Annotated in this window: 18 protein-coding genes; 10 read left to right on the forward strand and 8 right to left on the reverse strand. The window is 42.5% G+C overall.

Going from position 1 to position 25,600, the window contains the following annotated elements; translation table 11 throughout:
• Positions 1-104 precede the first annotated feature (104 nt).
• Positions 105-839 (reverse strand): RNA methyltransferase, encoded by a 735-nt coding sequence (locus VUI23_RS12875; RefSeq protein WP_342804596.1) that lies wholly within the window; start codon positions 837-839, stop codon positions 105-107.
• Positions 840-1,111: 272 nt separating this feature from the next.
• On the opposite strand from VUI23_RS12875, the gene rlmE reads away from it, so the two are divergent.
• On the forward strand, positions 1,112-1,732 hold the full coding sequence (rlmE, locus tag VUI23_RS12880; protein ID WP_342804597.1) for a 23S rRNA (uridine(2552)-2'-O)-methyltransferase RlmE: 621 nt from the start codon (positions 1,112-1,114) through the stop codon (positions 1,730-1,732).
• 19 nt (positions 1,733-1,751) lie between these two features.
• Here the strand turns inward: rlmE and fdxA are convergent, their stop codons facing one another.
• Positions 1,752-2,075: a ferredoxin FdxA gene (gene fdxA / locus VUI23_RS12885; protein ID WP_342804598.1), complete on the reverse strand. Its 324-nt coding sequence runs from the start codon at positions 2,073-2,075 to the stop codon at positions 1,752-1,754.
• A 210-nt stretch (positions 2,076-2,285) separates the two neighbouring features.
• Between fdxA and VUI23_RS12890 the strand changes: the two genes are divergently transcribed.
• The 4 genes from VUI23_RS12890 to VUI23_RS12905 all read left to right on the forward strand — a co-directional run bounded on the left by VUI23_RS12890 (position 2,286) and on the right by VUI23_RS12905 (position 8,972).
• Positions 2,286-3,917 (forward strand): NAD(P)/FAD-dependent oxidoreductase, encoded by a 1,632-nt coding sequence (locus VUI23_RS12890; RefSeq protein ID WP_303500612.1) that lies wholly within the window; start codon positions 2,286-2,288, stop codon positions 3,915-3,917.
• A 40-nt stretch (positions 3,918-3,957) separates the two neighbouring features.
• Positions 3,958-5,202 carry a TMEM143 family protein gene (locus tag VUI23_RS12895; RefSeq protein ID WP_342808290.1) on the forward strand — a complete coding sequence of 415 codons (1,245 nt, stop codon included), beginning with the start codon at positions 3,958-3,960 and terminating at the stop codon, positions 5,200-5,202.
• 342 nt (positions 5,203-5,544) lie between these two features.
• Positions 5,545-7,335 (forward strand): acyl-CoA dehydrogenase C-terminal domain-containing protein, encoded by a 1,791-nt coding sequence (locus VUI23_RS12900; RefSeq protein ID WP_342804599.1) that lies wholly within the window; start codon positions 5,545-5,547, stop codon positions 7,333-7,335.
• 68 nt (positions 7,336-7,403) lie between these two features.
• The gene (locus tag VUI23_RS12905; protein ID WP_342804600.1) at positions 7,404-8,972 is read left to right on the forward strand and encodes an AMP-binding protein; all 1,569 of its coding nucleotides are present in this window, start codon (positions 7,404-7,406) and stop codon (positions 8,970-8,972) included.
• A 27-nt stretch (positions 8,973-8,999) separates the two neighbouring features.
• On the opposite strand, the gene VUI23_RS12910 is transcribed toward VUI23_RS12905, so the two are convergent.
• Positions 9,000-9,941, reverse strand: coding sequence for a helix-turn-helix domain-containing protein (locus VUI23_RS12910; protein WP_303500607.1), 942 nt, complete (start codon positions 9,939-9,941; stop codon positions 9,000-9,002).
• A gap of 299 nt (positions 9,942-10,240) precedes the next feature.
• On the opposite strand from VUI23_RS12910, the gene VUI23_RS12915 reads away from it, so the two are divergent.
• From VUI23_RS12915 to VUI23_RS12935, 5 genes are all read left to right on the forward strand, one after another.
• Entirely contained in the window at positions 10,241-12,592 is a 2,352-nt protein-coding gene (locus VUI23_RS12915; protein WP_342804601.1) for a TonB-dependent receptor, read from the forward strand.
• 199 nt (positions 12,593-12,791) lie between these two features.
• On the forward strand, positions 12,792-14,453 hold the full coding sequence (locus VUI23_RS12920) for a class I adenylate-forming enzyme family protein (protein ID WP_342804602.1): 1,662 nt from the start codon (positions 12,792-12,794) through the stop codon (positions 14,451-14,453).
• A gap of 53 nt (positions 14,454-14,506) precedes the next feature.
• On the forward strand, positions 14,507-15,994 hold the full coding sequence (locus VUI23_RS12925; protein ID WP_342804603.1) for a carotenoid oxygenase family protein: 1,488 nt from the start codon (positions 14,507-14,509) through the stop codon (positions 15,992-15,994).
• Between the two features lie 27 nt (positions 15,995-16,021).
• The gene (locus tag VUI23_RS12930) at positions 16,022-17,263 is read left to right on the forward strand and encodes an acetyl-CoA acetyltransferase (RefSeq protein WP_342804604.1); all 1,242 of its coding nucleotides are present in this window, start codon (positions 16,022-16,024) and stop codon (positions 17,261-17,263) included.
• A gap of 251 nt (positions 17,264-17,514) precedes the next feature.
• Positions 17,515-18,510 carry a helix-turn-helix domain-containing protein gene (locus VUI23_RS12935; RefSeq protein WP_303500602.1) on the forward strand — a complete coding sequence of 332 codons (996 nt, stop codon included), beginning with the start codon at positions 17,515-17,517 and terminating at the stop codon, positions 18,508-18,510.
• 5 nt (positions 18,511-18,515) lie between these two features.
• Here VUI23_RS12935 and VUI23_RS12940 read toward each other — a convergent pair whose 3' ends face one another.
• The 5 genes from VUI23_RS12940 to VUI23_RS12960 form a co-directional block, all read right to left on the reverse strand.
• Positions 18,516-19,700, reverse strand: coding sequence for a CoA transferase (locus tag VUI23_RS12940; protein ID WP_342804605.1), 1,185 nt, complete (start codon positions 19,698-19,700; stop codon positions 18,516-18,518).
• 59 nt (positions 19,701-19,759) lie between these two features.
• Positions 19,760-20,701, reverse strand: coding sequence for a nitronate monooxygenase (locus tag VUI23_RS12945; RefSeq protein ID WP_342804606.1), 942 nt, complete (start codon positions 20,699-20,701; stop codon positions 19,760-19,762).
• Positions 20,702-20,813: 112 nt separating this feature from the next.
• Positions 20,814-22,034, reverse strand: coding sequence for a thiolase family protein (locus tag VUI23_RS12950; RefSeq protein WP_342804607.1), 1,221 nt, complete (start codon positions 22,032-22,034; stop codon positions 20,814-20,816).
• A complete protein-coding gene (paaN, locus tag VUI23_RS12955) occupies positions 22,031-23,740 on the reverse strand; it encodes a phenylacetic acid degradation protein PaaN (protein ID WP_342804608.1) in 1,710 nt (569 codons plus the stop codon). Before paaN ends, VUI23_RS12950 begins: the two co-directional genes overlap by 4 nt.
• Before the next feature lies 1 nt (position 23,741).
• Complete coding sequence (locus tag VUI23_RS12960) at positions 23,742-24,890, reverse strand: acetyl-CoA C-acyltransferase (RefSeq protein WP_342804609.1); 1,149 nt, start codon at positions 24,888-24,890, stop codon at positions 23,742-23,744.
• Positions 24,891-25,600 lie beyond the last annotated feature (710 nt).

The raw sequence follows: 25,600 nt of genomic DNA on the forward strand, positions 1-25,600 counted from the left end.
GACAAGCGATTGCCCATCACTTTAATCGCTTATCACTATGGTTAAAGCAGCATTTCCACGTATCGAATAACATCACTTTAATCGTGCTAATAACTGAAAATTACTTAGCTCGACAACTGATACACGCAAATATTCACTGCACTGGCTAAATTAAGTGAATCAATTTTTCCACTTCCAGCAATAGTAAAGGCGTCGGCATCACAGGCCGATAAGGCATTAGTAGGCACGCCACGCGCTTCGTTGCCAAACAAATAACACTGGTATTTGGTAAAATCTGTACTTTGAATTTGTTTGCCTTGCATATCTAAATAGGCAAAGCGCTTAAAGCGTGTTTGTAGATCAACCAATTCAACCTCCAACTCAATGGGCACATGAAATATCGCGCCCATACTGGCCCTTACCACTTTGGAGTTAAACGGATCGACACTGTTGGGACTGAGCAATAAGCGAAAACCACCAAACCAAGCTAAGGTTCGTAAAATGGTTCCTAAGTTACCGGGATCTTGTACTTCATGAAGATAGATACAGCGTTCACCCTGCAGGTTCGCTTGCTGCAATTTAGCGGCCTTTGGCAATGGCACACAAGCAATAATGCCCTGCGGGGTTTTGGTGTCACTGAGCTGTGCCATTTGCTTTTTATTCAACACAACTAAAGCACATTGATGAGTAAATCGTTTGCCCCAATCTTGATATTCTTCAGTGACATACAAGGTAATATCATCTAATCCATGTTCTGCTTTTTGAAGCTCTAAAACCAGATGTTCACCTTCCACAAGGTAAAAACCAAACTGCGAACGATATTTCTTTTGGTGGAGCTTTTTTACATCATCAAATTTCATATTAACTTGCCTTTATAAATTGGTGCAGCATGGCACAAGTTAAATACTGCAAGTTCGGTCATGTAAAATCCTAGTCTGTAGATTGGCTAAACGAAATAATAAATACTCAAGGTTGATAATTGTAACGCTTTGCTCAAATCAAGTCAGGGAAAACAAGTTAAAGCAAATAAATTACCGTTAAAAACGCTATTTTCGCCTAGGTAATTTGCAAATTTGCCGTGCCAGCTTACAATAAGCGCCGTTTAAACCATCAAAAATAGCAGACTCACTTTATGGCACGCTCTAAAACCAGTAAAAAATGGCTGGACGAACACGTTAACGATCCCTACGTAAAAAAAGCACAAATTGACGGATATCGTTCCCGTGCTAGTTATAAACTTATCGAAATTAATGAAAAAGATAAGTTAATTCGCCCCGGTAGTATTGTCATGGATCTAGGTTCAACTCCTGGTGGTTGGTCACAAATAGTCGCTCCCCTAGTAGGTAAAAAAGGCCGAGTGATAGCCTCAGATATTTTGCCAATGGATTCGATATTGGATGTAACTTTTATCCAAGGTGATTTCACCGAAGAAGCGGTTTACGATCAAATTGTGGCAACCTTAGACAACGAACAAGTTGATGTGGTGGTGTCTGACATGGCGCCGAACATCAGTGGTGTCAATGCCACTGACCAATACAGCTCAATGTACCTTGTCGAGTTAGCACTAGATATGGCCCGCAATGTATTAAAGCCTGGCGGCAGTTTTTGTGCAAAAGTGTTTCAAGGTGTTGGCTATGAAGAATATTTGAAAGACGTTCGTAGTTCTTTTAATAAAGTGGTGATCCGTAAACCTGATGCCTCTCGCCCACGCTCTCGCGAAGTGTACATAGTCGCAAAAGGATTCAAAGGCTAACGCAAGATCTAAATAATGACTATCGCTCTAACAACGGCAACTTGTCGACAACACCGTTCCATTTGTCGGCATCTTCTGGAGGGGCTTTTAGTTCAGTGATATTCGGCCATTCTTGGCTCAATTGTTCATTTAGCGCTAAGTACTGGAGTTGATCGGCTGGCAGTTCGGTATCTTGAAAAATCGCATCTGCCGGACACTCTGGGACACATAACGCACAGTCTATGCAAATTACTGGATCGATCGCCAAAAAATTAGGCCCTTCAAAAAACGCATCTACAGGGCATACGGCAACACAGTCGGTATATTTACATTTAATGCAATTGTCGGTCACTACAAAGGTCATTGAAAGCTATTTTGGTTAGGCTGAAAATATGCCGACAAGTTTAAAGAAGCACGATAAAAACACAAGTTTCTTTGAAATTTTGTTGTGGTTAACAATAACCAGATGTTTTCAACCTAAATAGAATTTAACAGGGCTATCTATCACAGACTAGCTGATTTAAAATATCGCGCCCTGACAGAAAGGCTGTCCGGCGTTTAAAGAGTGTGTATTATGTTACGTTTGACGGATATTAAATTACCCCTAAATCATCAAGAACAGGCTATTGAGCAAGCAATACTTAGCAAACTCAAAATCACCCCAAGCCAGTTAATATCCTTCAATATGTTCAAACGAGGCTATGACGCTCGCAATAATAGAGACATTCAACTCATTTACACCCTTGATGTGGAAGTCAAAAACCAATCTGAACTGCTCGAACAGTTTGAGCGGGATCCACAAGTTCGCATCACGCCTGACATGCAATATAAATTTGTCACCCAAGCACCAAATGAATTAACCGAGCGACCAGTAGTGGTTGGACTAGGACCATGTGGTTTATTTGCCGCATTAATTTTGGCCCAAATGGGGTTTAAGCCGATAATATTGGAACGGGGCAAAGAAGTTCGAGAACGGACCAAAGACACCTTTGGTTTTTGGCGTAAAAAACCGCTTAATCCTGAATCAAATGTGCAATTTGGTGAAGGTGGTGCTGGTACATTTTCCGATGGCAAACTTTATAGTCAGGTAAAGGATCGCAAACATTACGGGCGCAAAGTGCTACATGAATTTGTCGCTGCAGGCGCACCTGAAGAAATCATGTACGTAAGTAAACCCCATATTGGGACCTTTAAATTGGTCAATATGGTCGAAAAAATGCGTGAAAAAATCATATCTTTAGGGGGTGAATTTCGCTTCAGTACAAGAGTAGAAAAACTCGATTTAGAACCGCAAAATGACGGCTATAAAATAAAAGGCTTACATTTAGCTGATGGGGATTACCTTAGCTGCAAACACGTAATATTAGCAGTGGGTCACAGTGCAAGGGACACCTTCACCGCACTGTATGAGCAAGGCGTGTATATTGAAGCTAAGCCATTTTCAGTAGGCTTTCGAATCGAACACGAACAAAGCATGATCGACAAATGTCGCTTCGGCGACAATGCCGGCAACCCTATTTTGGGTGCAGCTGACTACAAACTAGTCCACCACTGTAAAAATGGACGCACCGTCTATAGTTTTTGTATGTGTCCAGGCGGCACGGTAGTCGCGGCAGCATCAGAACCAGGAAGAGTCGTTACCAATGGCATGAGCCAATATTCTCGCCACGAACGTAACGCCAACAGTGCCATAGTCGTTGGCATTACCCCAGAACAAGATTATCCAGGTCATCCTTTGGCAGGTATCGAATTACAACGTAGTTTAGAAGATCTGGCCTTTGCAGTTGGAGGTGAAAACTATCACGCACCGGCGCAATTAATTGGAGACTTCCTAGCAGGTAAAGCCAGTGCAGAATTAGGTGATGTAAAACCTTCATATACCCCAGGTATCACCCTAACTGATTTATCCAAAGTGGTACCTGATTTCGTAACCGAATCCATTCGCGAAGCCATTCCAGCGTTCAATCGTCAGATCAAAGGATTTGCCAAAGCGGATGGTTTACTCACTGGCGTTGAAACCCGCACCTCTTCACCGATTTGTATTAAACGCGGTAAAGATTACCAAAGTGTCAACGTAGCAGGCTTGTATCCCGCTGGCGAAGGAGCAGGTTATGCTGGCGGCATTTGGTCGGCCGGAATTGATGGTATTCGCGTAGCCGAAGCTGTGGCGTTGGCCATAGTGGGCATAGACGAAAAACCTGAATAAACGCAACCAAACAGGCTAATAAACCTTTATGCAGCAAAGTATTAAGAAAGATCGGTTTATTCCGTTACGAAAAACGGATCTTATCAACGCCTGTTTGCAACAAGGCCAGCTCAATGAAAAGGATAAAAATGCGTTCATAGACTTGTGCCATATTCTGGTGAGCACCTTACATTTTGAATATCATCAGACTCTTGAAATATTAAAAGATAGTTACGCCCCCTTTGATCCTAACTCAGACACCCTGCCCGTTCATTCAACCTCTAAAGATTCCTTAGATAACAAACAACAGGTTTTCGCGCAAACCTTTGCTCAGGTGTTAAATGCCGCAAACTTTGAAAAGGTTACCGAGCAGGATTTACAAGAGGCGTTGCATGAAGCGTCTTTATTTAAAGTTAGGCTGGAAGTGGAATTTGAAGATTTCGCCGAAGTGGTATTTTATCGCCGTGGCGAATACCAGAAAACCGAAACACTGAGCAAGTTTTGGGGTCTGAAGAAACAGCAGGTAAGCTTCACCAACTATGACAAAGTAGCAGTTTATATAAAGTTTAAAAACGCTGAATACTTTGCCTCAAAGAAAATGAAATCGGTTAATTTTGAACCTGACTCAACCATCATCAAGTTATTCCAAAATGTACCAAAAGCGGATTTAGAAATGCTGTTCCCCAACAGCGAAGTGCGCATGCGCACCTTAGACAAAGCCATTATCGGCGGCTCTGCGTTAGTTGGCGGAACCGTGGTGTTAGTGACAAAACTAGGCGCGTCTTTATTATTGATGGCAGGCATTATCAGTTATTGGATTGGTCTGTCAGATAAAGCAGTGACAATTGGCACTCAAGAACTCATCGCTCTTTGCGCAGGAGCTGGGGTAATTGGCGGGTTTATATTCAAAGAATGGAGTAAGTTTAAAAATCGTAAATTGAAATTTATGAAAGCACTGGCTGATAACCTCTATTTTAAAAATCTCGACAACAATGCTGGGGTTTTTCACCATCTAATTGATGCTGCGGAAGAAGAAGAATGTAAAGAAGCGATACTAGCCTATTATTTTTTACTGACATTTAAACAGCCTATCAGCAGTGAACAACTAGATCAGCAGATTGAAGATTGGTTTGCCAGCCGATTCGATTTTGAAATAGATTTCGAAATTGAAGATGCGTTAAATAAATTGCTTCGATTTGGCATAGTTAACAAACAAAATAATATGTATAGCGCCATATCGATACAAGCCGCCCAGACCCAACTGGATCGTGAATGGGATGACATTTTCAGCTCAAAGGTTGAGTAACTCCAACAGCATAAAAACTCAACGTCAGGCTCTAACTAACCTGATATAACTTATTTAAATAAACCATCATAAGCATTAATCAATCTAGCATTTCACCTATCAATATAGTTTTTCAATAGTCTGATATTGCAAATAGATTGCTCGTTAAAACCCTGTGTAACATCACTTTTATTACATAAATGTAAATTAAATGTTCACTTATTAACAAACCTACTTGCTTTACGAGACTCTAAAACATAACATAACTTGCATTAAAGAACTCACTGCGTTTATTTGTCGGTCGAAGACTCAGCTATTTGCTCGACAATCTCCCATAAAACGCATTACTTTGGAGAACATTTTATGCCCGCTTACAAAGCACCACTTCGCGATATTCAATTTGTTATGGATGATCTGCTTAACTTTTCCAACCATTATCAACAATTGAATATTGATGTTGAGATAGATCGTCAAACTCAAACGGCAATCATTGAAGAAGCGGCTAAATTTTCTGAAAATGTAATTTCTCCACTAAATGCGGTTGGTGATCAAGTGGGGTGTAAGTGGAGTGCAGATGGCGTTACCACACCAACTGGCTTTAAAGCCGCTTATCAACAATATTGTAAAGGTGGTTGGCCATCATTGGCAATGCCCGAACAATACGGCGGACAAGGCCTGCCGGAATCTATGAACATCATTGTCAATGAATTGGTATGCAGTGGCAGCGTTGCGTGGTCGGGTTACCCAGGTTTACGTGAAGGCGCGATAAAAACACTGGTTAGTTATGGCAGTGAAACGCTTAAAAATACCTTTCTACCAAATTTAGTCAGCGGTAAATGGACAGGAACAATGTGTCTAACCGAATCTCATTGTGGAACGGATTTAGGCCAATTAAAAACCAAAGCTACGCCTATATCTGATACCGAGTTTACCCTTACCGGAACAAAAATATTCATATCATGTGGTGAACACGATATGGCCGAAAACATCATTCATATTGTGTTAGCTCGTTTACCCGATGCACCAGCTGGCAGTGCAGGTATTTCGCTTTTTGTGGTGCCAAAGTTTTTGGTAGAAAACGGAAAATTAGCTGCCAGAAACAAGGTTAACTGTGGTTCCATCGAACATAAAATGGGTGTCCATGGTTTTGTCACCTGTGTAATGAACTTTGATGGTGCCAAGGGTTACTTACTTGGACAACCAAATAAAGGCCTTGAAGCCATGTTTACTTTTATGAACTCAGCTCGGTTAACCACCGCTTTGCAGGGCTTAGTCCATTCAGAAGTGGCCTATCAAGGCGCTGTCCCCTACGCCAAAGAAAGATTAGCAATGCGTTCACTAAGTGGAGTGAAAAATCCAGATGGCCCTGCCGACCCCATCATAGTTCACCCTGACGTCCGCCGTATGCTACTAACCATTAAGTCATTTGCAGAAGGGTTTAGAGCATTCGCTTATTATGTTGCCCAACAGCTCGATATTGCCGAACATGGACAGTCAGTTGAAGAAAAAATCCATGCCAAACATTTACTAGCGCTGCTAACTCCTATCTGCAAGGGATTTATGACGGAACTAGGTTGTGAAGCAGCCCATCACGGTGTGCAAGTTTATGGCGGTCACGGCTACATTAAAGAATGGGGTATGGAACAAAACCAACGTGATAGTCGTATCTCTACTTTGTATGAAGGTACCACAGGTATTCAAGCCTTAGATCTGATCGGCAGAAAAGTGATGGGCTCTAAGGGCAGTTTATTAACCAACTTTACCGACATCATTGTGAGGTTTTGTCAAACCCATCAATCTACCCCCAATATGCAAGAATTTATCGAACCACTTAAGCAATCAACCAATGACTGGTTGGAATTAGCCAATACAATTGGCAAATCTGCGGCTTCAGATGCCGATGAGTTAGGTGCCGCATCAGTGGACTTTTTAATGTTTTCTGGCTACACCATATTGGCTTACTTTTGGGCACGAATGGCGCTAGTTTCAATTCAAAAACTAGATACTGAAACAGAAGACAAAAATCTTTATACCAGCAAAGTCAATACCGCCCGCTTCTACTTTCAACGCATATTACCGCGCACTGCGACCTTAAAGTTAACTATTCAATCTGGTGCAAAAAACTTAATGGAAATCAATTCGGAGCACTTTTAAATGGCCATAGCTATACACATTTTAGTGCCCAATAATTTTTGGCAATTAACCAATATTTTGAGTTATTTATGAATACTAATAACAACTTAGCATTACCGGAAACCGTCTCCTTGCAGTCTATTTTTGACAAAGGCTGTCAACAATATAGTCAAAACAACGCTTTTAAATGTGGCTCACAAAGTATTAGTTATATGGAGTTGGACCATCAATCAAAAAGTTTCGCTGCCTATTTACAAGAGAATACCGAATTGCAACCAGGTGATAGGATTGCCCTTCAGTTACCTAATTGTATTGCCTATGCCGTAATAGCTTGGGGTGCTTTGCGGGCGGGGTTAGTGATAGTCAACGTTAACCCGTTATACACAGAAAATGAACTGGCCCATATGTATCAAGACTCAGGAGCTAAAGCGCTAATTGTATTAAGTTCATCTATAGAAATGGTCAGCAATTTAGTTAACGAGTCTGATATCTCAGTTTTGTTTTACATCAATAATGCAACCGCAGAACTTAACAACTTAACAGTTGATACAATTGAATATACGGATTGTTTAACCCAAGGCAGCAATTGCAAATTTACGCCAGTCTACGCCTCTCCAGACGACACAGCCTTGTTACAATACACTGGAGGTACAACAGGATTAGCCAAGGCAGCGGTATTAACCCATGCAAATTTGGTTAGTGCCGCTCGCAGCTTTTGGGATACCACCGGGGTATTTGAAGCTGGTAATGAAATTTTCGCCGCACCTTTACCCTTGTATCATGTTTATGCTTTTGTAGGTCATATTGTGGTGGGCGTAATATATGGTGTAACCAGCATTTTAATTACCAACCCACGAGATATACCTGCGCTGCATAATGCGTTAAAAGACAGCAAGTTTAGTCTTTTTGTTGGCATCAACACGCTATTTAACATGTTATGCCAAGATCCGTTATTTAGAACCCTTGATTTCTCAGGCTTAAAATTCACCTTGTCTGGAGGAATGGCTCTTAACCAGCGTGTTGCTTTACGTTGGGAAGAACTAACACACTGTCAGATTAATGAAGGTTACGGGTTAACAGAATCATCGGCTGGGGTCATTATTAATCGCGGCGAACATGATCGTCGATTAGGCTCCGTTGGCAAACCAATGCAAGGAGTAGAAATTAAGGTTATTGGAGATAAAGGACAAAGATTAGCGGCCGGCGAAAAAGGTGAGTTGTTTATAAAGGGTAAGCAAATCATGAAGGAATATTGGCACAATCCAAGTGCCACAACTGCAATATTACAAGACGGCTGGTTAGCAACAGGTGACATAGCGTTAATCGACGAGGAAGGTTTTGTCTATATTGTTGATCGCATAAAAGATGTGATTATTGTCTCAGGATTCAATGTTTACCCAGCAGAAATAGAGCAAGTGGTTAACCGACTTTCCGATGTTCAGGAATGTGCTGCGGTAGGAATAGAGTCAGAGGATACCGGTGAGGCTGTCCAACTGTTTGTTGTGCTAAAAGAAAATGTCATTTCTGAAGCCACTATTATTGAACATTGTCGTAAAAACTTAGCTGCTTACAAAATTCCCAAAGTGATAAAAGTGATTAATGAATTACCTAAATCGCCTGTCGGTAAAGTGTTGAAACGCATGCTTAAAACACACTGAGAATTAGCTTTAAAATAGTAAGTTAAACTATTTGATAACAGTAAACCCCACTTTATCTGGTTGGGGTTTGCTTAAACAAACTGCACAAATCACATCCACATCAAGATCATGTCCGCAGGCTTTATGAATAAGTTTATAAGGTCGTTCCATAGGTGTAAAATAATCTAAAACCCATTGCCTCAATGCTAGCGTCATACCGTACAAGGACTCTCCTTTTTCGGTGAGTTTATATTCATAACGGGATGGTGACTGTTGGTACAAATTCCTTTTTAGCACCCCTAAGTCGACCATTTGCTTAAGTCTATCTGCCAATATATTTGTAGCAATACCTAGGCTGTGCTGAAAATCGTCATAACGGCTTAACCCCAAAAAGACACTCGCTATAATCAGACTACTCCAGCGATCACCAATAATTTCGATAATATGTCCAAGTCGATGATCCGCATCGGATACAGTGGAACCTCTTGAGCGCCTTTGGGTATTCATACTATCTACAACATTGCCAGTGTGAACTATACCAATACTTTTGTTCTCTACTCTTGTCACATCTTTATAGGTAACCTCTAAGCGGCAATTCCGGCATACACAGATTGGCTTTAACTCATGTTGGCTATCTACATTGTGTTGTAATACCAAGGGCAACTTAGCATTTGGTTGATTCACCCAATGGGTTTCCCACTCCCAAACCATTAACGCCCAAGGATATAATGCAAGACCTTTAGTGGTGAGTTTGTATTCATAACGAGGCGGAGTTTGGCTATAAAGTACTTTTTGTAAAACCTCTTGTTCAAGCAAAAACTCTAAACGATTGGTCAATGTTCCTCTGGCAATTTTACTATATTCTCTGAATTCGCTAAATCTATGCCGTCCTAAAAATGCATCTCGCAAAATCAGTATAGTCCAGCGATCGCCGACGATTTTTAGTGCTCTGGCCACAGGGTTGGTGATTATTTGAGTTTCAATATTCATACATAAACTCTATCCCATTCAATCATTAAAACAAAGCAAGGGGTTAACAATAACAACATTCATTTTCTAATCATAAATCGTTAATACGCTGATATTTAACCACAAGTTGTGGAAATCAAATAAATTATCAAACTTCCGCCCCGCTTATAGTTACATATTATTAAATAAATACACATTTAATTAACAATAAAGCTTGCATTAAGAAACCCACAAGTATATTGTCACATCACTTGCGTTATTAGACCAACAAATTTATTCAATAAACATAATTCACGGTTTGAAGCATTTAGGAGCAAACGATGCAAATTAAATACAGAAAAAAGCCTATAGCTATATACATTTCAGCACTTTTAATGGGCTACAGTGTTAACTCAATAGCGCAAGAGACCAAGGACACAAATTCAGAATTATCGCTAGAAGTGATAGAGGTAACAGCACAAAAAAGATCCCAAGGATTACAGGATGTTCCTATCTCCATCAGCGCAATATCTGGCGACATGTTAAAAAACACCAATATTAATTCATTAACTGATATGTCTAGTTCTGTTCCTAATCTTACGATTACCAAATCAGGCATAACCAATCAAATAGGCATACGCGGTATTTCATCGGGCGGGAATAAAGGTTTCGAACAATCTGTAGCTATGTATGTTGATGAAGTGTATTACGGTCGCGATCAACTCATTCAGTTACCGCTAGTTGATTTAGAACGAGTTGAAATTTTACGTGGACCACAGCCAATCTTATTTGGTAAAAACGCCATTGCTGGGGCTATTAGCCTATCGTCTGCTCGACCTACAGATGAATTTGAAGCGTCCATTTCTACCCTATATGAATTCGAACAGGAAGAATTTAAAACAGTCGGCATTATTTCCGGCCCGCTAACCGAAAATCTAAAAGGGCGTTTTGTTGCCTCATACCGCGAAATGGATGGTTGGATAGAAAATACAACATTAGAGCGCACTGAACCCAATACCGAGCAGCTTTATTTACGCGGTATGCTTGAATGGGATTATGACGACCTTAACATTTTACTGAAAGCCGAAACCGCTAATTTTGATACCGCCGGAAGAGCCATTGAAAACCACTCTCCTATTGGTACTTATTCAAGCATTTTTAGTGGCGCACTCTACGTTGAAACTGATGAAGATTACAAGTCGCAAAATAACGGCCAAGAAAGCGACAACAAAGTAGAAAACGTAATGCTAAAAGTGGAGTACGAGGTAAATGACTTTACGCTCACTTCAACCTCAGCATACTTAAAGTATGACACCGATGAACTCATTGACGTGGATTATACTGGACTAGATCTGTTCAACGGCTCAGTTCAAGGGGAACGTTTCAAACAATGGAGCCAAGAACTACGAGTTGCCTCGCCAACCGATGGTGATATTGACTACATTGCCGGAATTTATTTACAAGACAATGAGTTAATTACCTACGATAACGTTTTATTTGGCTCTACGTTTGCGGCAAACCCTGCTTTCGTACCTATTGTTAACGGTAGCTGGGACAGAGATTTTTCACAAGACTCCCAAGTATTCTCAGCCTTTGCTCAGTTAAATTGGCGGATAACCGACAAGCTGTCTTTGACAGCTGGCGCAAGGTATAGCAAAGAAGAAAAAGATGCACATCGAGTACTGAACTTACCCGGCGAAAATACCAGTGGTATACCAGCCGATGCATTGTTCCCAGGCTCTCCTGCATTTGGCCCCCAAGCCGGCTTCGAAGTTATGATGGGTGCGATAAAAATATATGCCCATGATTTAGAGGGTACTCGAAAAGAATCTCAACTCGATCCATTACTGAATATTCAATACGAATTGGATGACGATACCATGTTTTACGCCTCTTATACCCAAGGTAGTAAGGGCGGAGGCTTTGATATTCGCTCAAATAGTTATCCTGATAATCCCGTTAATCCAGGCTCTTTCGAATTTGAAGATGAACAGGCTACAAGTTATGAAATAGGCGGTAAATTTGGTTTTGGTTATATTGAAATCAATGCCGCTACCTTCTTCACGCATTACGAAGATCTGCAAGTCACTCAATTTGATGGCACTGTCGGTTTTAACGTACAAAATGCAGCCGAAGCAGAAACCAAAGGTATCGAATTAGACGGTCGCTGGCTGCTTTCCGAGTCTTTGGTACTCAACGCTTCATTGGCTTACTTGAATTTTGAATACCTTGATTTTGATGTGGCGCAATGTGCTCCAGATCTGGTTTTACCTGATCAGGTATTAAGCTCTAGCGTAGATGGATTATGTAACCTTGCTGGTGAAAGCGCGATTTATACACCTGAGCTTACTGGAAGTCTGCGACTGCAATACCAGCAAGATCTCGGCGATTGGGCCTATCTGACTTATGGATTAAATATGGAATATAGCGACAAGTACAACGCGGGTGTCACTATAGATCCGAATACCGAACAAGATGCCTATACTAGATGGGGAGTACGGGTAGCCTTAGCCGATTACGACGACCAATGGAAAGTGGCGCTGATTGCTAACAACATCACCGATGAAAGAGTAATGACGCTATCGAACTCATTACCATTTTCAACCACCCTAACCGGCGGAACAGGTGTTGCCTATTACGGCATATACGATCGCCCTAGAAGTATTGCCTTGGAACTAACCTATAACTTCTAAAATTTAAGTTGTTAATTCACACCGCCTAACTAGGCGGTGATTTAGCGTCACTCTAATAGAGGATTACGATTTATGACCTTTGTAATGCAGTTCAGCCATCACCTTATGCCGACTCCCCGAACTCAATCGTTAGGAAAGTCAAAATTTAGCCATAAGTCTGAAAGCAAACACATTTATCAGGTCAATTAGGGTATTTAGTATGATAATTTCGAAACAAGATAGACTCACCCAGTACCACAACTCTGGAGAATGGGGCACACAAAGACTTCATGACTTATTTGAAGCAACTGCCGCTCGTTTCCCTGAACGTGATGCCTTAGTTGACCCACTAGATAAACAAGATTTAGTCGGCAGCGAGCCTCAACGGTTAACCTATAACCAGCTAAAAGATAAAGTAGATCAGTTAACCAAGGTTTTATTGAACAATGGTTTAGGTAAAGATGACATTATTCTGGTGCAAATGCCGAATGTAGTGGAATTAATATTTACCTACCTTGCTGCCTCACGTTTAGGCATTATTTTAAGCCCAGTGCCTGTGCAATATCAGGAAAGCGAACTATCAACCATCCTTAACGTACTGCAACCCAAAGCAATTGTTTTAAACCCAGAATTTAAACAAACCTCATTATTAGAACGCATGCAGCGCAGTATTCAATTAGCGGAGCTACAAACTCAGCCACCCAAAATACTGAGCTGGGGTGAAGGCGGTACTGTATCTAATTTGTCGTTACAGATGACCCAATCCTTACAAGCATCTTTATACAATGATTACCGCCAGAAGCACAACATTAGTGCCGATGATCTCATTACAATTTGTTGGACATCAGGCACCGAAGGCACCCCGAAAGGCGTTCCTCGTAGTCACAACCAATGGTTGGCGATTGGTAAAGCCACCTACTTAGGAAATCAAATTCAAGATAACGAGACATTGCTTAATCCTTTTCCGTTGATCAACATGGCATCTATCGGTGGAATGTTTTTAAGTTGGTTATACAGCGGTGGCAAACTGGTATTACACCACCCTTTGAATTTACCGGTTTTTTTACAACAAATAGTGACTGAAAAAGTCAATTACACACTTGCACCTCCCGCGTTGCTAAACACGATACTCAAAGATGAAAAGCTAAAAAATGCCGTCGATTTTTCAACTATTAGAGCTATAGGCTCAGGTTCAGCGCCGCTAGATGTGTGGATGGTTGAAGGCTACAAAGAACTTTTCGATATCGAAATAGTTAATCACTTTGGTTCAAACGAAGGGATGAGTTTGTTGTGTGGCCCAAATGAAACTGATCGTCCAGAGAAACGAGCAAGATTGTTTCCCCGCGCAAGTAGCCTGCTAGAGACTCGATTAATTGACGTTGAAACTAATCAGCAAGTATCGGCTCACGATAAGTCTGGTGAACTGCAAATTAAAGGTGCTGGTGTATTTGATGGATATTATAAATCTCCTGAAAAAACCGAAAGTTGCTTTACCGATGACGGATTTTTCAAAACTGGTGATTTGTTTCAAATCTCCTCTGAAGATCCAGATTTTTATACCTTTATTGGTCGATGCAAGGACTTAATTATTCGTGGCGGAATGAATATCGCGCCCGCTGAACTAGATAACCTTTTAAATGCCCATGACGATATTCTAGATGTTGCGGTAGCCCCCTACCCTTGTGAAATATTGGGTGAACGTATCGCCGTATTCGCCACCTTAAAACCAGAAAAACACCTCACTTTGGCTGATGTTGTTAACTACTTAAAACAACAAAATATCGCATCATTCAAGCTCCCAGAGAAACTCATTCTAGTGAATGAAATACCTCGTAATCCATTAGGTAAGGTTATGCGTCATAAGCTCTCCATAGCATCGTAAATAACCGATTAAACACGATTTACAGCAGAAATTGAGTACTATAAGGAAACCCCATGAAAAGTAATTTGATTAAAGAGTATGAGCAACAAGATACACCTGAATGGACCGCTTCCGAAGATCACTATCACAATGTTAACCCCTATTTACACGGAGCATTAGGTCCAACAAAGTTCGAGCACAGCGAACAAGAACTGGAGGTTTTAGAAGGTCAAGTACCCGCAGATCTCACTGGCATTTATGTGAGAAACGGTGCTAACCCGCGCTTTGCCAGTAAAGGTCCACATCATTGGTTTGATGGAGACGGCATGTTACACACCCTCTCGTTTAAAGATGGTAAAGCAAGTTATAAAAATCGCTGGATCCGAACCAAACACTTTAATATGGAAAGTGAAGCGCAAAAAATATTGTGGCCAGGATATGCGATGCCTCGCCCTGATCCTAACTCTCCTCCAGGCAGTGGCAGTGACTTTTCCATCAAGGATGCCTCAAATACAGATGTGGTTTGGCATAACGGTGCTCTTCTAACCACCTTTTATCAAACCGGCATTCCTTACAGAGTAAACCCTGTGACACTGGAAACGGAAGGACAGGAAACCTTTAATAGTAAACTGCCAAGACAGATGTCCGCCCATTGTAAAGTTGATGACGCCACAGGTGAATTGATGTTCTTCGATTACAACATGGAAGAACCATATATGACATACGGTGTAGTGGATAAAAACGGACAGCTGACAAACTATGTTGAAATACCTTTACCTGGGGCAAGGCTTCCTCACGACATGGCGATTACTGAAAACTATTCAATCTTGATGGACTTACCGTTGCATTGGAATAAAGGTAGCCACGGTTTACACTTTTTCAAAGACCGCCCAAGTCGTTTCGCCGTCATCCCCAGACATGGAGATCAAGCAGACATTAAGTGGTTTGATGCTAGCGCATGTTATATGTACCACACGGTTAACGCCTATGAAGAAGATGGCAAAATCATCATGGATGGATGCCGCCAACCTGAGCCTATTTCACCGCGCAAACCTGGAGATGGGGTAATAGAAAGAATGGAGTCTGCAGGCACCTGGAAAGATGTAAAACTGTATCGTTGGACATTTGATTTAAGCACCGGAGAAACCCAAGAAGAGCAACTTGACGATGCCAATGTTGAGTTTCCCATGATCAATGCCGACTTCTACACAGGTAAAAAGTATCGATATAGTTATTCCACACTCATGCCAACGGATTCGTTAATTAATTTTAGTGGCGTGTTTAAATTTGATCACCAAACTCGAGAAAAGCAAGTATATACCTTCCCAGAAGGTTCTTGTGGCTCTGAAACACCTTTTGCACCAGCAGATAATGCGGTAAATGAAGATGATGGATATCTCATTAGTTTTCTCACCTATGCTGACACTGGTGAAAGTGAAGCCATCATTCTAGATGCAAAAAAAGTGGATGCGGGGCCGATTTGTCGACTAAAAATACCCAGTCGCGTGCCTGTTGGATTCCACACATGCTGGGTAAACGGCGAAAAAGCTGTCGGGTTATAAAAGTTTTAGTAATTAAAAGAGAACGCTATGAATGAGCAAAACATTTACATTTTAGGTGGTCATCAGACTGATTTCAGTCGCAATTGGGCTCGAGAAGACAAAGGTATTTACGACTTATTTGAAAGTTGTTTGCAACAAGGTTTAATCGACTCTAAGCTTGACGCAGAAGATGTGGATGTTGCTCATGTAGGCAACTTTGTTTCAGATCTATTCACCGGACAAGCGCAACTAAACGGTTTTTTTGCCCACGCAGCACCGGAGTTTGGTGACATTCCAACGTCAAGACACGAAGCTGCATGTGCTTCTGGCTCAATGGCCTTATTAAGTGCCATGCGCGATTTAGAATCTGGCCATTACCAAGTAGCTTGTGTGATGGGCATAGAACTAATGCGCAATGTCAACTCTGCGCTGGGGGCTGAGTATTTAGGATCGGCCGCTTGGGTGGGGAAAGAAACCGAAGGTTGTCGTTACGTTTGGCCTAAAATGTTTGCTGACTTGCTGGAGCATTATCAGCAAAAGTATGGCCTCGATACCCGTCATTTATCAAAAATAGCGGAACTTAACTTTGCAAATGCCAAACGCAACCCCAATTCTCAAACCCGAAATTGGCAATTTTATGCACAAAGCTTTACCGATGATAATGAATTTAATCCCATTGTCGAAGGCCGATTGCGAAAACAAGATTGCGGACAGATAACCGATGGCGCAGCAGTTGTATTTCTAGCAAATCAAAAATACGCGGCAGAATATGCGGCAAAAAACAACATTTCATTATCTTCAATCCCTAGGATAAAAGGCTGGGGACATCGCAGTGCGCCTTTATTGATGAATCGTAAGTTAGAGTTGAGCGAACATAATGGCTTGATATTTCCCCATGTTAAACGCACCTTTGACGATGCATTATTGCGCGCAGGTTTGGAAAGTGTGCATAGTTTAGATTTATTAGAAGTGCACGATTGTTTCTCAATGACCGAGTACATGCTGATTGACCATCTCGGCTTAACCGCCCCTGGCGAATCTTGGAAAGCCATTGAAAACAACATCATCAACTTTGACGGTGACTTGCCTATCAACCCCAGCGGAGGACTCATTGGTCTTGGCCACCCAGTTGGCGCTACTGGCGTCAGAATGATGTTAGATGCGTATAAGCAAACAACCAATCAATGTGCTGATTATCAAATTAAAAACGCCAATAACGTCGGAATTTTTAACCTTGGAGGCAGTGCAACAACTTGTGCCTCTTTTATTGTTGGCACCGATAATCACTAATTCACAAGAGACTAAAGTATGTAATTAGCATAGATTGGCAAGAATTTAGTGCTCAACTTAACCATTGAGCATATTTATTACTTTCATTAAAAAACCAATTAGCGCTTAAGCTTTTTGTGCATAATTTTAAGGTTACGCTTTCGAAATTGTGGGTTATAGTATAGAGAATCACAAACGATAATCGCTGTCGTTAACTTTCATAATCACACCCTTATAAATATCGAAAATAGTAAAATTGGAAACTGTCAGAAGTGGTAAAAAATAATGAATCGACTAATTTGAAGAGTACTTCGGCAGATGTAAAACTCATTCAAACTTGTTCAATTTGGCGTGCACTTGAGATTATAGGTGATAGCCCTGTTTTGCTAATAATGGAAAGTTATTGGCTTGGAGCCCGTCGCTTCGATGAATTTTGTCAACAAACAAAACTCTTAAAACCGGTAGTAAGCAATAGGCTTAAACGACTAATCGATAAAGGTTGTATGGTTAAAGTTGCTTACAGTGAAAGACCAAAACGATATGAATACAAGGCCACTGAAAAATTTGTCGATCTCTACCCTGTTGCATTAGCAATGCTCCATTGGGAACGTCAATGGGGGCAAAAATCCGGTAAACTCGAGATTGTTCTAACCCATAAATCCTGTGGTAACACCACCGAACCTTTTCCTGCCTGTGCGTCATGCGGTACTGAAATTAGTCCGCTAGATGTGAGCTGGGAAACCGGTCCTGGTGCCGGAGAAATGGAAGCTAAGTACAGCGCTAGACGGCGACAATCATCAAAAGCAGGCAGTAGCACAACTTTACTCGATGACAGTATTCAAATCATCGGCGACCGTTGGGGAATGTTAATATTTCGCTCATTATTCAGTGGCATCAATCAGTTCCAAGAAATTCTTAAAGCCACTTATATCGCCACTAATATATTATCCAATCGTCTTTCCGAGCTATGTGAAGACGGATTCCTCACCACCACAGAAGTGCCGGGCGATTCGCGTCGGATTCAATATAAACTGACCAAAAAAGGAATCGGTATATACCCTATCATACTGACCTTGTTGCAGTGGGGGGACAAATGGCTTCCGTCTCCAGAAGGTCCACCGCTTCTACTCACCCATAAAATATGTGGGAACCCACTGAGGCTTGAAATGGCTTGCTCGTCTTGTCATCAAGAAGTCCTTCCTACTGACACTACTTACACGCTGCAAATAAGCAACAGTCGTGGAAAGCTCAATAAGCAGGATGATTAACCACCTTAAATAACGCCGTTTGCTTTAAATCCTTTAATATCTTCCGCGCTAAAACCAATCTCATTAAGTATATCAGTTGTGTGTTCTCCCAAGGTTGGTGCTCGCTTGAAGTCTTCTACCTTGGTTTTCGAATAACGGATTGGATGATCAGCAATAGGTGCTGTTTTTGCTACTCCAGGATATTCGCAATACTGGAACATATTTGCTGCCACGATATGCTCATTACTAACGACTTCACCAGGACGCAACATTTCTCCACATGGAATACCCGCTTGGGCTAACTCGGTTAGTACTTCGCTGTTTGTTCGTTGCTCACACCACTTTGACATGCGCTGACAAATGATATCTGCGTGATCGCCGCGAGATTGATCGGAGCTGAATCTTGGATCATCTAACCACTTTTTCTCTGCCATTAAATTAGCCCAACGTTTAAATATGCCAGCGCCGACCACTTGCACAGTGACATAACCGTCGAGGGTACGAAACGAATCGGTTGGAGCATTGTACTGGCCTCGAGTGGCACTACCTGTTCGTTCTAGACCAGTAACAGCGGCTTCCATTAACGCGGCATTATTGAAAGTTAACGCGGTGCCTAACAATGTGCCTTCTACAATTTGCCCTTCCCCTGTTTTTGAGCGATGGATAAGCGCCGCCAAAGTACCAAATGCACTCAATGATGCGGTTCCAAAATCGCTATAAGGTGCAAAAGACTTTGCTGGTTCATCTGAACTACCACTTAAATACATACTGCCAGACATAGCCTGAGCGACAGTATCAAAACCACCTCGCGTGGCATAAGGGCCGGTAGAACCAAATGCAGAACCAGTTGTAAGAATAATATCCGGCTTGATACTCACCAGAGTTTCATAATCTAGGCCTAATTTTTTAAGCGCAGGATAAGGCAAGTTCGCCACGACGACATCAGCGGTTTTTACCAAACGACGCACCACTTCACGCCCTTCTTGTGAAGCTGGATTTAAGGTTATACCGCGTTTGTTACGGCCAATCTGCATGTAATATGCGCCTTCTCCTGCGTCATTAATCGGCACAGTGAAACGATCTTCGCCGCCTGCAGGTTTTTCGATGCGAATCACATCTGCACCTAAATCGGCAAGCAGTGTGGCGCAAAAAGGACCCGCAATGTAACGACCAAAATCTAAAACACGCACTCCATCCAATATGTTGTTCATACTACTAGCACCTTGTTTTACTTACTCAAGAAAGATTCACTGTCGTTAACGGCTTAATTTCAAACTGATCTTTTTATTGTTCTCGTGTTAAGCCGTTCTATCGCAGCAGCATATTCTCGCTCTAGATCAAAAACGATATCGGCAACGGCTTCAATTGCACGACTGCGGCCAACGCCTTGTCCAGCCGCCCATATATCTTTCCAGCGTTTATTGTCTCCGCCACCAGAATAATCTCTGTTCGCACTATCGGCTAGCGAGTCGAGGTCGACTCCAGCTTTTTGCAAACTCGGTTTCAACCATGATGCTTTTGTGCCTGTAATTGCGGCTGACACAATCAGATCATCAGCGTTCGCTGCCACTACCATGTCTTTATATTCCGCTTGCGCCATACTTTCTTTAGCCGGCAAAAAACGCGTTCCCATGTAGACAAAATCAGCCCCGGCGGCTATCGCACCTGCCACACTTGCACCGTCTGAAATTCCGCCGCCCACCGCGATATAACCGTCAAAAAACTCGCGCACCGCGGATATAAAAGCAAAAGGAGAAAGTTGACCGGTATGTCCACCCGCACCGGCACTAATACAAGCTAAGCCATCAACCCCAGCTTCTGCTGCTTTTTTAGCAAGTTTTAAGTCCACAACGTCGGCGAATACCATTCCGCCGTAGGATTTTACGGTTTCCATAACCGGCTTTGGTGAACCAAGTGCGGTGATCACAACTGCGGGTTTATACTTGGCCACAAGTTCTAATTCTTGCTCTAAGCGCGTGTAGGTTGAATGCGTGATCAGATTCATAATCCAAGGCGCATCATTTGTGGTTAATGCACTGGAAATTTTGTTCATCCACTCATCTAACTCTTCAATCGTGCGGGTGTTGGTCGAGGGAAACGAACCAGAGATACCTGCTTTACAAGCAGCGATCACTAATTCCGGACCAGAAACTAAAAACATCGGTGCACAAAACACCGGCAGTCTTAGTTTTAACGCTATAGGCTCATTCATCTGTACCACTCTCATTGGCTGTATTATCTAAATTATTCGTCGCCAAGCACGGGCATGGAACAGGCTTGGTAAATAAGGTTGAAGATAGATAGCGAATTAAATTCGTCCTAAATCAGGCTTTTTCCAATACCGCCACTGTGGTTACTCCCTCTTCCACGCCAAGGAATCCACCGCCATTTTCAGCGACCGCTATGCGGGCACCTTGCACCTGTCTAGCGCCAGCTTCACCACGCAATTGTGCAGTTAACTCGTACATTTGTGCGATTCCGGTTGCACCAACAGGATGCCCCTTAGCAAGTAAGCCTCCTGAAGGGTTAACCGGTGCTCTGCCACCAATTTTGAAGTCTCCTTTTTTGAGGCCTGCTCCCACCTCCCCTGGTTGACACAAACCTAAATTTTCAATTTGCACTAACGTAGAAAAAGCCGTTGCATCATGTACTTCAATGACGTCTATATCTTTAGCTTCAATGCCAGCTTCGGCATAGGCAGCTTGTGCTGCGCGACGACTAATGTGACGGGTGTAATCGAACTTGTCGCGGCTAATAGTGCTTAACAAGGCGACAGAACAAAGACGCACCGCTCGTGAGCGACCAATTTTTTTAAGCGCGTTGTCGCTGCAAAGAATTAAAGCTGAAGAGCCATCACTTACAGGTGCGCACATAGCGCGGGTAAATGGATAGACGATGCTTTTATCCGCCAATACCTGCTCAACCGTAAAAGGTGTGCGGTACTGGGCATTAGGGTTATGTTGCCCATGACAATGAGTATTGGCAGCAATACGGGCGAAATCTTCTTGAGTGGTGCCAAAGCTATCCATATGTACGCGAGCTTGAGCGGCATACAAATCCATAAACAAACTGCGATCAGGACCGGGTTTTTCGCCACCAATAGAAACAATATAATCAAGAACACTTTGCTGATCGTGAATATCAGTGCCACCAGCAAATGCAGCGGCAACTTTCTCTGGTCTATCTTTGTAAACCATTTTCTCAGAGCCAACCACCAAAGCAATATCCACCATGCCGGCTCTTATTGCAGTCATCGCCTGATGGACCGCAGTAGAGCCTGATGCGCAGGCATTTTCTACATTGATAATTGGAATACCTTCAATCCCAGCAGCTCGCAACGCAATTTGCCCACGTATGGTATTTTGACCTTCGAGCATTTGTTGACGAGTATTCGAAAACCACGCCCCTTGCACGGCGCGTTTCTCTACCCCTGCATCTTGCAATGCTGCTTCAACTGATTGAGTCGTTAATGACTTGACTGTATCTTCTAATCGTTTGCCAAAGGGCGTCATTGCTGCGCCGACAATATACACATTCTGACTCATGCTACGCCCTTGCTAATAGGTCTACGTCGTTGAGCTATGCGAAAACGAGAAGCCACAAAGGACAGATCGGCTAAACAGGCATTACCTGCGGGGTTCAATCCTGTAACGTGATAATCACTGTATGCCGCAGCAAAATTAATCCACATGGCCCCAGTCAGATTAATTGTAAGGTTTGCCCCTGCTTGAGCGTATTCATCAACCCAGCGATCGATGTAATCTTCATTGGTTGAATACATATAACACGAAATTGTCCCCCGAGTTTTCGCCAATTCTGTGGCTTCAGCAGCCGCCGCATCGGCACTTTGTGCCGCTACAATAAATAGCACCGGACCAAAACGTTCTTCTGAATACATTTGTTTATGTTCAGATTTGGCCGAGATCACAAGTGGTGTGCGTGTTCGTGCATTGGGGAAATCTGGATGTGGGTAAGCTGTGGCTTGTCGTAAAATGGCTAATCCTTTTTGATTAGCCATAGCAGTGGCAGCTTCCACAACATCAAGGCTAACTTGCCCCTGAATCGCCCCCATAATACCCGCCGCGACTTTGGGATCCTCAGCAATGGCATCAATTTCATTCACGATTGTTTGCGCTACTTGCTCAAAACTAACCTGTCCATTGGCGGTTTTTATCCCATCCTTTGGAACATATACAACTTGCGGGCTGGTGCACATCTGCGCCGAAAATAAACTCGTCGCCCGAGCAATGGCGCGCATCGATTCGGCTAGGTTGTCTACCGACTCAACAACAACGCTATTTACCCCTGCAGTTTCGGTATATAGCAACTTACGAGTAACAGTATTTTCCAAATAACTGCCAAAACGAGGGCTACCAGTAAAGTCGATAATCTGCACATCAGGATGATCAATGTATTGCTTAGCAATTGGCTCAGCAATAGTATCGGCAGCCAAGGTCACCAAATTGGGATCGAATCCAAACTCTGCCAAAGTCGCACGACAGGTTTCAACTACAATAGCCATGGGCAGAATAGCGATAGGATGAGGTTTCACCACAACCGGGTTACCTGTGGCTAAGCTTGCAAACATTGCCGGATATGCGTTCCACGTAGGAAATGACGCACAGCAAATTACCAAGCCAACGCCTTTAGGTACAAGTGTGTAAGTTTTCTCAAGGTTTACTTGTTCCCGACCAAATGTGCGCTGGTATTGCGCTTTTGGAACCACATTGTCCATGGCAATAGATGCATAAGCTAATGCTTCAATGCCACGATCTAAGGCATTGGGACCAGAGCCACTAAACGCTTGGGTATAGCTTTGCCCAGCAACATGCATAACTGAGTGGGCCATTTCAAAATTTCTATCGTACAGGCGCTCAGCCATTTCTAGGCAAAGTGCAATCCTTAAATCAGGCGTAGCTTTTGCCCAATCCGGCATGCTTTTTTTCGCAGCAGCAATGCTAATCTCAGGATCACAAAGAGGATACGTTATGCCAAGTGCTGCTTGGGTAAAAGGCGAAACTTCAGCCCCCGCCCAAGCTTTAATGCCCGGTAAATCAAGTTTAAAAGGTTGATTCAAATGCGCTTCAAATGCAGCTTTACCCAAAATTGGCTTTTCAGGGCCGTGTATTTTAGTAGATGGTGAGTCTTTAAAAGGACTCCAGTTTTTCCTACTTTTAACGGCATCTATGGCCTGCTCGAGGGTTATTTTATGCTTAGCGACAATATCGATTGTTTTTTGCTGCTCACTCATTCTATTCCCCTAATCTCTCAACTATCATGGCACTGCCTATACCCGAGGCTCCCGCTGCGACCACAAGACCATAACGTCCGTTCGCAACGTCTAAGGTATCCAATAAGGTTGATAACAATATTGCACCTGATGCGCCTAAAGGATGGCCTTTGGCTAAATGTCCCCCCGCAACGTTAACTTTTTCGGGCGCAACATCAAAATCACGGATAAATTTGACAATACTTACCGCAAACGCTTCCATGTATTCAATCCTGTCCATGTCAGCCAATGACAAACCAGAGCGCTCAAATACCTTTTCCATCGCTGCAATACCGGCAGTTAAAGACTCTGCAGGATCACCACCGACTTCAGCACAGGCCACTATTCGTGCCCGAGGTTTGGCATCAATGGCATCTTTTGCGCCAATTAACGCCAAACCAGCGCCATCTGAAATGGGTGGTGCATGGGCGATAGTGTGGCGATGGTCAATTTCTCGACCAAGGATGTCTTTGTAGTATTTAGCCGCGCCGCCAAACGCAGGCTTGAGCGATGCTAACGACTCTATGCTACCAACATGCAGACACTCTTCACGGTCTAAACCGTTTACAGCAATTCGTGATGCAACTAGGCCCGTCCCTTCACCAGCCTGAGTTAATTGCTGAGAAGATAACGCAGCTTGGTCAAGTTCTTGTCTACTAATACCCTGCTCTTCAGCCAAGCGATCAGCGGCTAGAGCAACCAATAAATAACGACTACGAACGGGTAATGTTCTGTCCGTGTAAAAATCTGCGTTATCTGCCATAAATGGCACACTAGACATCATCTCAACGCCTCCGGCGAGGACAATTTCTCCTTGTCCAGCCTCAATCATTGCGGCTGCTTGGGAGATAGCAGTAAGTCCAGATACACAAAAATTGTTGAGTGAAAAAGCCGTTGTAGAATCCGGTAATTTCGCTCTAAATTTTGAAACCAAGGCAATATTGCCACCTTGAGAACCAACTTGACCTACAGCGCCTAATATCAAAGCATCTGGTTTCATTTCATAATTGGTACGTTGTTGTAACGCTCCAATGAGCTTAGACACCAACTCGTCAGGCTTCATTGCTGCGAGCGCACCGCCCTCTTTCCCCTTGCCCCGCGGAGTTCGTACCGCATCAAAAATATAAGCCATTTTATTATCTCCTGCTTCTCCGACATAATCGGATACTTAGCTAAACGCGGTGTAACTCGCCTTACTTTTATTATAAGACCATCATCACACACGTAAGTATGATTACGCAAGCTTATATGTTAATAAATTGTATTCCTGATATTCTTAATCTAACAATAACGACAAATAAAATTGATAATTCGGGGCGTTTAAAATACAAAATCGATCTTAATAGATCTTAAATTGCGATTATTGCAGATACCAAACAAGCCCATAAATTGGAGGTTTAAAAAGGTTTTATTTGGCATTATTCAGAAATTATTGGTGCAGTTCTATTGATAACGATTACTGCATCTTTTGATGATGATAATGGTATTTTACGTAACTGGAGAGCAAATCAACCGGAGTAGAAAAAACATTACTGAGTTTTAAGTTGCAAGTTAATGACAAGTAAACAGTCACTTAAATAGCTATCCATTCTACTCAATAATCAGTTTCTCGCTGGTTATGATAAGTTACAAAAAATGACGGTGGGGTTGCCTTAAATTAAAGCTCGAATTTGAGTTTAAAGCCATACTAGCGACTATTATTCTTTGGGGTGATATTTACCCATGGAAAGTGTGTTAATCATAATTGAACCAGTAAAAAGTTGCCCAACAAATAGCTAGGTTGATTGCATAGCCACTATATAGCGTATAACCTCAACTAACTTGAATAGTTAAGCATGGCAT

This window comes from Alteromonas sp. M12 (genome assembly GCF_037478005.1).
In the GTDB taxonomy this organism is placed as follows: Bacteria; Pseudomonadota; Gammaproteobacteria; order Enterobacterales; family Alteromonadaceae; genus Aliiglaciecola; species Aliiglaciecola lipolytica_A.

Excerpts from the sequence above, each read along its gene's own strand:
- VUI23_RS12875 (WP_342804596.1), bottom strand. The coding sequence starts at position 839 with ATGAAATTTGATGATGTAAAAAAGCTCCACCAAAAGAAATATCGTTCG.
- rlmE (WP_342804597.1), top strand. The coding sequence starts at position 1,112 with ATGGCACGCTCTAAAACCAGTAAAAAATGGCTGGACGAACACGTTAAC.
- fdxA (WP_342804598.1), bottom strand. The coding sequence starts at position 2,075 with ATGACCTTTGTAGTGACCGACAATTGCATTAAATGTAAATATACCGAC.
- VUI23_RS12890 (WP_303500612.1), top strand. The coding sequence starts at position 2,286 with ATGTTACGTTTGACGGATATTAAATTACCCCTAAATCATCAAGAACAG.
- VUI23_RS12900 (WP_342804599.1), top strand. The coding sequence starts at position 5,545 with ATGCCCGCTTACAAAGCACCACTTCGCGATATTCAATTTGTTATGGAT.
- VUI23_RS12905 (WP_342804600.1), top strand. The coding sequence starts at position 7,404 with ATGAATACTAATAACAACTTAGCATTACCGGAAACCGTCTCCTTGCAG.
- VUI23_RS12910 (WP_303500607.1), bottom strand. The coding sequence starts at position 9,941 with ATGAATATTGAAACTCAAATAATCACCAACCCTGTGGCCAGAGCACTA.
- VUI23_RS12915 (WP_342804601.1), top strand. The coding sequence starts at position 10,241 with ATGCAAATTAAATACAGAAAAAAGCCTATAGCTATATACATTTCAGCA.
- VUI23_RS12920 (WP_342804602.1), top strand. The coding sequence starts at position 12,792 with ATGATAATTTCGAAACAAGATAGACTCACCCAGTACCACAACTCTGGA.
- VUI23_RS12925 (WP_342804603.1), top strand. The coding sequence starts at position 14,507 with ATGAAAAGTAATTTGATTAAAGAGTATGAGCAACAAGATACACCTGAA.
- VUI23_RS12930 (WP_342804604.1), top strand. The coding sequence starts at position 16,022 with ATGAATGAGCAAAACATTTACATTTTAGGTGGTCATCAGACTGATTTC.
- VUI23_RS12940 (WP_342804605.1), bottom strand. The coding sequence starts at position 19,700 with ATGAACAACATATTGGATGGAGTGCGTGTTTTAGATTTTGGTCGTTAC.
- VUI23_RS12945 (WP_342804606.1), bottom strand. The coding sequence starts at position 20,701 with ATGAATGAGCCTATAGCGTTAAAACTAAGACTGCCGGTGTTTTGTGCA.
- VUI23_RS12950 (WP_342804607.1), bottom strand. The coding sequence starts at position 22,034 with ATGAGTCAGAATGTGTATATTGTCGGCGCAGCAATGACGCCCTTTGGC.
- paaN (WP_342804608.1), bottom strand. The coding sequence starts at position 23,740 with ATGAGTGAGCAGCAAAAAACAATCGATATTGTCGCTAAGCATAAAATA.
- VUI23_RS12960 (WP_342804609.1), bottom strand. The coding sequence starts at position 24,890 with ATGGCTTATATTTTTGATGCGGTACGAACTCCGCGGGGCAAGGGGAAA.